Below are 10000 nucleotides of genomic sequence, written 5' to 3' on the forward strand. Positions count from 1 at the left end.
TTTAATAATTTCATTATCTTTGAATTAACTAACTAAAAAACTATTCAAATTATGAAAATTGCAACTATTATTGTTCGAGTGCTTTTAGGAGCTTTGATGCTTTTTGCTTCTATTTCTTATTTTTTCAATTTAGGAGAACAACCTGCACCAACAGGAGATTTAGCTACGCTAATGGGAGGATTGATGGCTTCAAAATACATGTTTCCATTGGTGAAATCAATAGAATTAATTGTGGGTTTAATGCTTGTGAGTGGAAAATTTATCAAATTGGGAACTCTTTTATTGTTACCCATTTCGGTGAATATTTTTCTAATTCATACTGTAACGCAAGTATCTGATTTACCTGTTGCTATATTTGTTTTAGCTGCTAATGTGTTTTTAATTTATGCTAATTGGGATGGTTTTAAAGAAATTGTAAAGCCATAATATTAAAAACTTCAAATAAAAAAATCCCAAACTCAATTGAATTTGGGATTTTTGATATAATGACTTTTCTATTTACACGTGTAATGCTCTGTTATCAGTAGCTGCTAATGCTGCTTCTTTGATAGCTTCTGCAAACGTTGGGTGTGCGTGTGACATTCTTGAAATATCTTCTGCACTTGCTCTGAATTCCATTGCTGTAACAGCTTCTGCGATTAAATCTGCACATCTTGCTCCAATCATGTGAACTCCTAAAACTTCATCTGTTTTAGCATCGGCTAAGATTTTTACAAATCCGTCAGTGTCTCCACCTGCTCTCGCTCTTCCTAAAGCTTTGAATGGGAAACTTCCTGCTTTGTAAGCTACACCATCAGCTTTTAATTGCTCTTCTGTTTTTCCAACAGCGGCAACTTCTGGCCAAGTATAAACAACTCCAGGAATTAAATTATAATCGATATGTGGTTTTTGACCTGCTAAAATTTCAGCTACCATTACACCTTCTTCTTCTGCTTTGTGTGCTAACATGGCTCCACGAACTACGTCACCAATTGCATAAATATTTGAAGCTGAAGTTTGTAAATGATCGTTTACTTCGATTTGACCTCTATCGGTAACTTTTACACCAGCTTTTTCAGCGTTTAATCCATCAGTATAAGGACGACGACCTACAGAAACTAATGAATAATCTCCTTCTAACGTGATGATTTCACCTTTAGCATTTTCTGCTTTTACGGTTACTACATCTCCAGCTCTTTCAACTGATTGCACTTTGTGAGACGTGTAGAATTTCATTCCTTGTTTTTTCAACACTTTAGTCAATTCTTTTGACAAAGCAGCGTCCATTCCTGGAATAATTCTGTCCATGAATTCTACTACAGAAACTTGTGCTCCTAAACGTAAATATACTTGACCTAATTCAATTCCGATAACACCACCACCAATAATTACTAAGTGTTTTGGAACTTCTTTTAATTTCAAAGCTTCAGTAGAAGTAATGATTCTATCTTTATCTAATTTGATAAATGGTAAGCTAGATGGTTTAGAACCTGTAGCAATAATAATATTTTTAGATTCGATGATTTCCGAAGAACCATCTTCTTTAGTCACTTTTACAGAAGTAGCGCTTTCAAACGAACCTACTCCATTGAAAACTGTGATGTTGTTTTTATCCATTAAGAATTTTACACCACCCGAAGTTTGATCCACAACTGCTTGTTTACGAGCAATCATTTTTTCTAAATTCACTTTTACATCTCCCGAAACTTCAATTCCGTGGTCTGCAAAGTGTTGTAACTCTTCATAATGATGCGAAGATGCTAATAATGCTTTAGATGGAATACATCCTACATTTAAACACGTTCCTCCAAGAGTTGAATATTTTTCAATAATAGCTGTTTTAAAACCTAATTGGGCACAACGGATAGCTGAAACATATCCTCCAGGGCCAGAACCAATAATGGTTACATCAAATTGACTCATGATTGTATATAAAGTTTGTTGTTCGACTTAAATTCGGATACAAAAGTAACGCTTTTTGAATTAATTCTTTGTTACTTTTTTGGTAAATTATTATAGCTTAGTTTAAAGTAAAAGCGGTTGTATATTTTACTTCTCCAATCATAAAAGAACTATGCGTACTTCCGATATGCTGCAAACCAGTAAGTTTCGTAACCATGAACTCACGATACTCTTCCATATCTTTTACATTTACTTTTAAAATGTAATCATAATCGCCGCTTACGTGATAGCATTCTGAAACTTCGGTTAATTTTACTACTTCACTTTCAAATGTTGTAATAAAGTCTTTTGTGTGTTGATTAAGCTTAATGTGGCAAAAAACCACGAAAGATTTGTCTAATTTAACTCGGTCTAAAAGCGCTACGTATTTGGTAATTACTCCCTCTCTTTCTAATTTTTTAATACGTTCGTAAACAGCCGTTACGGAAAGGTTTAATAATAAGGAAAGCTCCTTAGTTGTCCTTTTAGTGTCTTCTTGCAGAAAACCTAAAAGTTTTTTGTCGATTGCGTCCATTGGTTAGTTGTGTTGTTTGTTTTTTAGTTGTCAGCAAATGTAACTAAAACGAATAAATAACAGAAATAAAAACTACAACTTTAACTAAATTTAGAATAAAAATCTAATTTTAATTTTAAGTATTGAATAATAGTTTGTCAAATTATATTTTTGATTTAAAATAAACAACTAAACTTTAAAATTATGGAAAAATTTAATCCGGCAGATCGTATTCAAGATTTACAATATTTCGGAGAATTTGGTGGTGTAAATCCATCGATTTCAGATAGTTCAACTTATACATTTCTTTCAGCAAAAACCATGTTTGACACCTTTGAAGGTAATGCTGAAGGTTGTTATTTATATTCACGTCATTCATCGCCAAGTAATTTATATTTAGACAAAGCACTAGCTGCAATGGAAGGAACAGAATCGGCAAACGTAGCTGCTTCTGGAATGGGTGCTATCACTCCTACTCTTTTGCAATTATGTGGCAATGGTGATCACATTGTTTCAAGTAGAACTATTTACGGAGGAACGTATGCTTTCTTGAAAAATTTCGTTCCAAGAATGGGCATCAAAACTACATTTGTGGATATCACAAAATTAGACGTAGTTGAAGCGGCTATTACTCCAAATACAAAAGTTTTATACTGCGAAACAGTAAGTAATCCTTTACTAGAGGTTGCGGATATTGCTTCATTGGCAAAAATTGCTAAAAAACACAACATCAAATTAGTAGTAGATAATACGTTTTCACCTTTATCTGTTGCTCCAGCGAAATTAGGTGCTGATATCGTAATTCATTCACTTACAAAATACATCAACGGAAGTAGCGATACGGTTGGTGGTGTAACATGTGCTTCTCAAGAATTCATCAACAGCTTAAAAAACGTAAACGACGGAGCAAGCATGCTTTTAGGTCCAACAATGGACAGTTTGCGTTCGGCTTCTGTTATGAAAAACCTAAGAACATTACACATCAGAATGAAACAACACAGCCACAACGCAATGTATTTGGCTAACAAATTTGAAGCTGACGGAATTAAAACGGTTTATCCAGGTTTAGCAAGTCACCCAAGTCATGAAATTTACAAAACCATGATTAATCCAGAATATGGTTTTGGAGGAATGATGACGATTGACGTAGGAAGTTTAGATAAAGCCAACGCGTTGATGGAATTAATGCAAGAGCGTAACTTAGGATATTTAGCGGTAAGTTTAGGATTCTACAAAACGTTATTCAGTGCTCCTGGAACTTCAACTTCATCAGAAATTCCATTAGAAGAACAAGCTGAAATGGGATTAACGGATGGTTTAATTCGTTTTTCAATTGGTTTAGATAACGATATCGAAAGAACTTACGAAATGATGAAACAATGTATGGTAGAATTAGGAGTTTTATAATTCCATCGAAATAAATGAACAAATCCGATTTAGCAATGAATCGGATTTTTTTTGTAACAAATACGTAACTTTGAACTCTAATACACAATTAATTTACCTGTAATGAAAAAATATATTTTAAGTTTTCTATTGGTTGGAAACTTTGCCGTGGCGCAAAATTTAACCATCGAAGAAACCGTTTTAGGACCAAGAAAATATGCTCCAACAACACAAACTGCCCAACAATGGCGTAAAGATTCCAAATCCATCACCTATTTAAGTACAGACTTTTCTTCTTTAATTGAAAAAAGCGCTGCAAACGGTTGGACCGCTTCCACTTTAGCTACAAAAGCTGAATTTGAAACCGCTTTGAAATCGAAAGTCACCAATGATGAGTTTACCATTAGAACGTTTCCATTTTCAATTAATTGGAAAACCATAAATACATTTGAAACTGAAGTTGCGGGAAAGAAAAATAATTACAAAGTATCTTATGATGTCGTTTCAAAACAAATCACTTCGGTAATTAGCTATGCAATTGAAGGGGCTCAAGCGAAATTTGCTTCTAATAATAATGTAGCTTGGTTACAAGAAAACAATATCCGAATCACAACGCCTTCTGGACAAGTAATTGAAGTTACCAACGACGAAAATAAAGCTATTGTGAACGGTTCTGAAAATGTTCACCGTCAAGAATTTGGCATCAACAGCGGTATGTGGTGGAACGAAAAAGGAACGCAATTGGCTTATTATCGTAAGGATGAAACTATGGTAGCTAATTATCCACTTACCAATTGGAACGAACGCGAAGCAACCAACAAAGATATTAAATATCCAATGGCTGGAATGACTAGTGAGAATGTAACTTTGGTAATTTACGATGTAGCTTCAGGTAAAAAAGTAACGATTCAGACTGGTGAACCAAAAGATCAATATTTAACTATGGTGACTTGGGAACCAACAGGAAAACATATTTTTATCGGAATTTTAAATCGTGAACAAAATTTTTTGAAATTCAACAAATATGACGCGGCAACAGGTGCTTTTGTTAAAACGTTGTTTATGGAAAAAGCTGCTACTTGGGTAGAACCACAACATGCGTTAACTTTTGTTCCAAATAACCCAACTCAATTTATTTATCAAACCGATTTCTATGGTTTCAACCAAATGTATTTGTACAATACCGATGGAAAACTATTGAAAAACTTAGGCTTTAATGATGTTGTAGTAAAAGATGTTTTAGGTTTTGATGCTATCAACACCAAAATAAACTACATCGGAACAACTAATAATGGATTAGATCGTCAATTGTTTCAAGTGGATTTAAAATCAGGAAAAACCATTCAATTAACAACTATTTCTGGAACGCACACGGCTTCTGTTTCTTCAGATGGAACCATGATTTTAGACCAATACAGCAACTTAAGCACTCCAAACGAAATTTCGATTTTAAACATCAAAAATAAAAAAGCGAATACTTCTTTAGTTAAAGCCGAAAATCCTTTCACAGGAAAAATTGATTTACCTAAAATTGAATTCGTAACCTTAACTTCTCCAGACGGAAAAACACCACTAAACGGAAGATTAATTTATCCAGGCAACTTTGATGCTACAAAAAAATATCCGGTAATGGTTTATGTTTATGGAGGTTCTCATGCGCAATTAGTGAACAATCGTTGGTTAGGCGGTGCTGGATTCTTCGATATTTACATGGCTCAAAAAGGATACGTAGTTTTTACGTTAGATAATAGAGGTAGTGATTCTCGTGGGAAAAAATTCTGTGAGGTTACGCATAGAAATTTAGGCGTAAACGAAATGGCCGATCAGATGAAAGGAATTGAATTCTTGAAATCAAAATCATTTGTAGATGCAGACAAAATTGGAGTTTTTGGATGGAGTTTTGGAGGTTTCATGACGACTTCATTAATGACGAATCATTCAGACGTATTTAAAGTGGGTGTAGCTGGTGGACCAGTTATCGATTGGAAATACTACGAAATCATGTACGGAGAACGCTATATGGATACGCCACAAGAAAATCCTGAAGGATATGAAAAAACTTCTTTATTAAACAAAGCGAAAGATTTAAAAGGAAGATTGTTAATTATTCACGGAGCACAAGATCCTGTGGTCGTTCAGCAACACAGCATGAATTTTATTGAGGCTTGCATTAAAGCAGGAAAACAAGTAGATTATTTCTTATATCCAAACCACGAACATAACGTAGGTGGAAGAGATCGAATTCACATGTATGCAAAAATTGCAGATTACTTTGATTTACACTTGAAAAAATAAATTTTCACAAAATAAAAAGCGAATCCGTTGAATTATCAGCGGATTTCTTTTTTAAGAAGTTTTCAAAATATAAAGCATTTTTCTATATTGCAACCTCAAACAAAACTAAATGGATACTAAAATCATAAAAAACAGAGAGTTAAAACTTTGGGAAGCCTTAATTCCTGTTTTTGCTCTAATTGGAATGCTTGCTTACAATGTACTTTTTGCCTATAACGGACCCGACGATAATGCTTTAGGTGGAAGTAATCAATTTATTTTATTGATGGGAGGTGCTGTTGCCGCTATTATGGGCTATATTTCTAAAGTTCCTTTTCATAAAATGCTTGACGAAGTAGCTAATAACATCAAATCTACTGCTGGAGCTATCTTAATTTTATTAATGGTAGGTGCATTAGCCGGAACTTGGATGGTTAGTGGTATTATTCCTTCCATGATTTATTATGGATTACAAATATTAAGTCCTGCAATCTTTTTACCTGCAACTGTAATTATTTGTTCGGTAATTTCAATTGCAACCGGAAGTTCTTGGACAACATCTGCAACGGTAGGTATTGCTTTAATTGGAATTGGTGGTGCTTTAGGTTTTGATTTAGGAATGGTTGCCGGAGCAGTAATTTCAGGTGCTTATTTTGGAGATAAATTATCGCCAATGTCAGACACAACCAACCTTGCTCCTGCTATGGCGGGAACTGATTTGTTTACTCATATTAAATATATGACATTAACTACAATTCCTACTTACATTATCACTTTATTGTTATTCATTATTTTAGGACTTTCAGTAGATGTAACAGGTGAAGCTAATACCGATGATTTATTAAATTCAATAACGGCAAGTTTTAACGTAACGCCTTGGTTATTTTTAGTTCCAATTATTGTTATTGGATTAATCGTAAAGAAAACAGAACCTTTAGTTGCGCTATTAGTTGGAACTTTATTAGCTGGAATTTTTGCTATTGTTTTCCAACCTGAAGTTGTTAACGGAATCACAGGTGCTGACAGTATGACTTTTAAATCAGCTTATAAAGGAGTCATGGAAGCTATTACATCTAAAGTAGTAGTGCCAACAGAAAATAAAACTTTAATAGATTTATTTACTTCTGGTGGAATGGCTAAAATGTTGCCTACTATTTGGCTAATTATTTGCGCAATGGTTTTTGGAGGAATTATGGATGCTATTGGAGCTTTATCAAGAATTAGTGAATCCTTATTAAAATTAGCACATTCTACTTTTGGTTTATTCGCTTCAACTGTTGGAAGTTGTTTAGCATTAAACATTACGGCATCTGACCAATATTTAGCTATTGTAGTGCCAGGTAAAATGTTTGCAAAAGCTTATAAAGATAAAGGTTTAGCTCCTGAGAACTTAAGTAGAACTCTAGAAGATACCGGAACGGTAACTTCGGTTTTAGTGCCTTGGAATACTTGTGGTGCTTATCAAGCGGGAACTCTAGGCGTTTCAACTCTTGATTATTTACCTTATGCCTTCTTTAATATTCTGAGTCCATTAATGACGTTAATTTTCGCAGCATTCAATATTAAAATCAGACAATTGATTAATGCTATCAAAGAATAGATTCACTATAATTTTAATTTATACTTAAATAAAATTTAACCATTACTTTAACAAGGTAGTGGTTTTTTTATTCGTAAATTAGCAAGTGTAGAAAATTAAAAAACAAACACTTACAATTATAAATTAAAATTATTGAATATGGAAAACTCAAACGACATTAGCAAATGCCCATTTCATCAAAACCAAAAAGGATTAAGTGATGGTGTTAAAAATCACGATTGGTGGCCAAAATCATTGAATTTGGATATTCTTCATCAACATGATACCAAAACCAATCCATTAGGAGAAAACTTCAATTATGCAGAGGAATTCAAAAAACTAGATTTAGAAGCCTTAAAATCCGATTTAAAAAACTTAATGACTGAAAGTCAAGATTGGTGGCCAGCCGATTGGGGTCACTATGGTGGTCTATTTATCCGTATGGCATGGCACTCTGCTGGAACCTACAGAATTTCAGATGGTCGTGGTGGTTCTGGAACAGGAAATTTGAGATTTGCACCGTTAAATAGTTGGCCTGATAATGGAAACTTAGATAAAGCAAGAAGATTATTATGGCCTATCAAAAAGAAATATGGAAACAAAATTTCTTGGGCTGACTTAATGATTTTAGCAGGAAATATGGCCTACGAATCGATGGGATTGAAAACATTTGGATTCGCTGGTGGTCGTGAAGATATTTGGCACCCTGAAAAAGATATATATTGGGGAGCAGAAAGAGAATGGTTAGCTAAATCAGGAAGTAAAGGCACAAGATATTCAGGAGAAAGAGATTTAGAAAATCCGTTAGCAGCTGTAATGATGGGATTAATTTATGTAAACCCAGAAGGTGTTGACGGACAGCCCGACCCACTAAAAACCGCTCATGACGTTCGCATTACTTTCCAAAGAATGGCAATGAATGATGAAGAAACCGTAGCCTTAACTGCAGGTGGCCACACCGTTGGAAAAGCACACGGAAATGGCGATGCCTCTACTTTAGGTCCAGAACCAGAAGCAGGTCCAATTGAAAATCAAGGTTTTGGTTGGTTAAACCCAAAAGGTGGCGGTGCAAATGCTGTTACTAGTGGTTTAGAAGGTTCTTGGACAACGCATCCAACGCGCTGGGACAACGAATATTTCCATTTATTATTAAACTACGATTGGGAATTAAAGAAAAGTCCGGCTGGAGCAAATCAATGGGAACCGATTAATATTAAAGAAGAAGACAAACCAATCGACGCACATAATCCTTCAGTAAAAAGAAATCCGATTATGACAGATGCCGATATGGCTATGAAAATGGATCCCGCTTACAGAGAAATTTCAGAGCGTTTTTATAAAGACCCTGCTTATTTTTCAGATGTTTTCGCAAGAGCTTGGTTCAAATTAACACACAGAGACTTAGGTCCAAGTTCTCGTTATTTAGGTGCTGATGCTCCAAAAGAAGAATTAATTTGGCAAGATCCTATTCCAACAGCAGATTATACGTTATCAGATTCAGAAATTGAAGATTTAAAAGTAAAATTATTAAATTCTGGATTAACTAGAACCGAATTAATCAATACCGCTTGGGACAGCGCAAGAACTTTCAGAGGTTCCGATTTTAGAGGTGGTGCTAATGGAGCACGAATCCGATTAGAACCACAAAGAAATTGGGTAGCCAACGAACCTCAAAGACTGCAAAAAGTATTAAATAAATTAGTCGAAATCCAAGCTGGTTTATCGAAAAAAGTAAGCTTAGCAGATTTAATTGTTTTAGGAGGAAGTGCCGCAATCGAACAAGCTGCAAAAGAAGGCGGATTTAACGTTAAAGTTCCATTCCATGCAGGAAGAGGCGATGCTTCACAAGAAATGACAGATACCGAATCATTCGAAGTTTTAGAACCAACAAACGATGCTTTCAGAAACTTCATGAAAGCGAAATATGTTGTGGAACCAGAAGAATTAATGTTGGACAAAGCGCAACTTTTAGGCTTAACCGCTACAGAAATGACAGCTTTAATTGGAGGAATGCGTGTTTTAGGAACTAATTTTGGAGGAACCAAACATGGTGTTTTTACTGATAAAGAAGGTGTGCTTACAAATGATTTCTTCGTGAACTTAACAGACATGAACTATTCATGGAAACCTGTTGGAGATAATCTTTATAACATCGTAAACAGAAAAACAGGTGTTACTAAATGGACCGCCACACGAGTAGATTTAATCTTTGGTTCAAATTCAATTCTTCGTGCTTATGCTGAAGTGTATGCACAAGACGACAACAAAGAGAAATTCATAAATGATTTCATCAATGTTTGGACAAAAGTAATGAACGCTGACCGATT

Annotated in this window: 7 protein-coding genes; 5 read left to right on the forward strand and 2 right to left on the reverse strand. The window is 34.7% G+C overall.

What is annotated here, in order from left to right:
* Positions 1–51: 51 nt before the first annotated feature.
* A complete protein-coding gene (locus LDL23_RS04735; protein WP_291264685.1) occupies positions 52–426 on the forward strand; it encodes a DoxX family membrane protein in 375 nt (124 codons plus the stop codon).
* A gap of 72 nt (positions 427–498) precedes the next feature.
* Here LDL23_RS04735 and lpdA read toward each other — a convergent pair whose 3' ends face one another.
* Positions 499–1902, reverse strand: a complete 1404-nt coding sequence (gene lpdA / locus LDL23_RS04740; protein ID WP_291264686.1) for a dihydrolipoyl dehydrogenase — start codon at positions 1900–1902, stop codon at positions 499–501.
* Positions 1903–1999: 97 nt separating this feature from the next.
* Positions 2000–2455: an Lrp/AsnC family transcriptional regulator gene (locus LDL23_RS04745; RefSeq protein WP_026726693.1), complete on the reverse strand. Its 456-nt coding sequence runs from the start codon at positions 2453–2455 to the stop codon at positions 2000–2002.
* A gap of 183 nt (positions 2456–2638) precedes the next feature.
* Between LDL23_RS04745 and LDL23_RS04750 the strand changes: the two genes are divergently transcribed.
* From LDL23_RS04750 to katG, 4 genes are all read left to right on the forward strand, one after another.
* A complete protein-coding gene (locus LDL23_RS04750; protein ID WP_291264687.1) occupies positions 2639–3841 on the forward strand; it encodes an aminotransferase class I/II-fold pyridoxal phosphate-dependent enzyme in 1203 nt (400 codons plus the stop codon).
* Between the two features lie 102 nt (positions 3842–3943).
* Positions 3944–6115, forward strand: a complete 2172-nt coding sequence (locus LDL23_RS04755) for a DPP IV N-terminal domain-containing protein (protein WP_291264688.1) — start codon at positions 3944–3946, stop codon at positions 6113–6115.
* 109 nt (positions 6116–6224) lie between these two features.
* The gene (gene nhaC, locus LDL23_RS04760) at positions 6225–7694 is read left to right on the forward strand and encodes a Na+/H+ antiporter NhaC (protein ID WP_291106971.1); all 1470 of its coding nucleotides are present in this window, start codon (positions 6225–6227) and stop codon (positions 7692–7694) included.
* A 138-nt stretch (positions 7695–7832) separates the two neighbouring features.
* The coding region (katG, locus tag LDL23_RS04765; protein ID WP_291264689.1) for a catalase/peroxidase HPI at positions 7833–10000 on the forward strand (2168 nt) is incomplete at its 3' end.

It is taken from the genome of Flavobacterium sp. (assembly GCF_020217025.1).
Classification (GTDB): Bacteria; Bacteroidota; Bacteroidia; order Flavobacteriales; family Flavobacteriaceae; genus Flavobacterium.

Excerpts from the sequence above, each read along its gene's own strand:
- LDL23_RS04755 (WP_291264688.1), top strand. The coding sequence starts at position 3,944 with ATGAAAAAATATATTTTAAGTTTTCTATTGGTTGGAAACTTTGCCGTG.
- lpdA (WP_291264686.1), bottom strand. The coding sequence starts at position 1,902 with ATGAGTCAATTTGATGTAACCATTATTGGTTCTGGCCCTGGAGGATAT.
- LDL23_RS04745 (WP_026726693.1), bottom strand. The coding sequence starts at position 2,455 with ATGGACGCAATCGACAAAAAACTTTTAGGTTTTCTGCAAGAAGACACT.
- LDL23_RS04750 (WP_291264687.1), top strand. The coding sequence starts at position 2,639 with ATGGAAAAATTTAATCCGGCAGATCGTATTCAAGATTTACAATATTTC.
- nhaC (WP_291106971.1), top strand. The coding sequence starts at position 6,225 with ATGGATACTAAAATCATAAAAAACAGAGAGTTAAAACTTTGGGAAGCC.
- LDL23_RS04735 (WP_291264685.1), top strand. The coding sequence starts at position 52 with ATGAAAATTGCAACTATTATTGTTCGAGTGCTTTTAGGAGCTTTGATG.